Source organism: Psychroflexus montanilacus, assembly GCF_020164535.1.
GTDB classification, from domain to species: Bacteria; Bacteroidota; Bacteroidia; order Flavobacteriales; family Flavobacteriaceae; genus Psychroflexus; species Psychroflexus montanilacus.
Map to the genome: position 1 here is coordinate 1,783 of NZ_JAIQZC010000006.1, position 1,666 is coordinate 3,448.

General features: G+C 47.2%; 1 rRNA gene (cut by a window edge). It reads left to right on the forward strand.

The features are described from left to right. Positions 1 to 1,666 (forward strand): 23S ribosomal RNA (locus LB454_RS13940) (it continues 1,100 nt past the right edge of the window).

Here is a 1,666-nt window from a genome sequence, read left to right on the forward strand (position 1 = left end):
TGAAGGACGTGACAAGCTGCGATAAGCTGCGGGGATTAGCACATATGAATTGATCCGCAGATTTCCGAATGGGGCAACCCACTATACTGAAGGTATAGTATCCGACTTAGTCGGAAGCGAACCCGGTGAACTGAAACATCTAATTAGCCGGAGGAAGAGAAAACAATAGTGATTTTGCTAGTAGCGGCGAGCGAACGTGAAACAGCCCAAACCATTACTGTTACGGCAGTACTGGGGTAGTAGGACTACGACATCAGATTATTGATTGAACCCGAATATTTTGGAAAGGATACCCATAGAAGGTGACAGGCCTGTAGGGGTAAGATTAATAATTTGTAGTAGTATCCTGAGTAGTGCGGGGCACGAGAAACCTTGCATGAATCAGCCGGGACCATCCGGTAAGGCTAAATACTACTGAGAGACCGATAGTGAACCAGTACCGTGAGGGAAAGGTGAAAAGAACCTTGAATAAAGGAGTGAAATAGACCCTGAAACCATACGCTTACAAGCGGTCGGAGTCCTGATTTATCGGGATGACGGCGTGCCTTTTGCATAATGAGCCTACGAGTTACCACCGTTAGCAAGGATAAATAATTCAGTTATGGATCCGTAGCGAAAGCGAGTCTGAATAGGGCGCCTAAGTTAGCTGTGGTAGACGCGAAACCGTGTGATCTACCCTTGGGCAGGTTGAAGCTGTGGTAACACATAGTGGAGGACCGAACCCGTTGACGTTGAAAAGTCTTGGGATGACCTGAGGGTAGGGGTGAAAGGCCAATCAAACTCGGAAATAGCTCGTACTCCCCGAAATGCATTTAGGTGCAGCGATTAAATAGTTTTATAGAGGTAGAGCTACTGATTGGATGCGGGGGCTTCACCGCCTACCAATTCCTGACAAACTCCGAATGCTATAAAATGGTTTTAATCAGTGAGGGCATGGGTGCTAAGGTCCATGTCCGAGAGGGAAAGAACCCAGAGCATCAGCTAAGGTCCCCAAATATATGCTAAGTTGAACAAACGCGGTCAGACTGCTTAGACAGCTAGGATGTTGGCTTGGAAGCAGCCATTCATTTAAAGAGTGCGTAACAGCTCACTAGTCGAGCGGTCCGGCATGGATAATAATCGGGCATAAGCATATTACCGAAGCTATGCTTTCATAGATTTAGATCTGTGAGAGGTAGGGGAGCATTCTAATCAGCGCAGAAGGTGTACTGTCAGGTATGCTGGAGCGGTTAGAAAAGAAAATGTAGGCATAAGTAACGATAATGCGGGCGAGAAACCCGCACACCGAAAGACCAAGGATTCCTCAGCTATGCTAATCAGCTGAGGGTTAGTCGGGGCCTAAGGCGAACCCGAAAGGGGTAGTCGATGGACAAGCAGTTAATATTCTGCTACTTGCTTTAAATTAAACGAGACGGAGAAGGAACTCTAGTGCGTACTGACGGAATAGTACGTTGAATCCCGAGTAATCGGGAGATAGTACACCAAAGCTACGGTGGCGGTGATAATCTAGAAGACGTTCTTCCAAGAAAATCAATTAAAGCAACCCGTACCGTAAACCGACACAGGTAGTTGGGATGAGAAATCTAAGGTGCTCGAGAGATTCATGGCTAAGGAACTAGGCAAAATGGGCCCGTAACTTCGGGAGAAGGGTCGCCCCCAACGATGT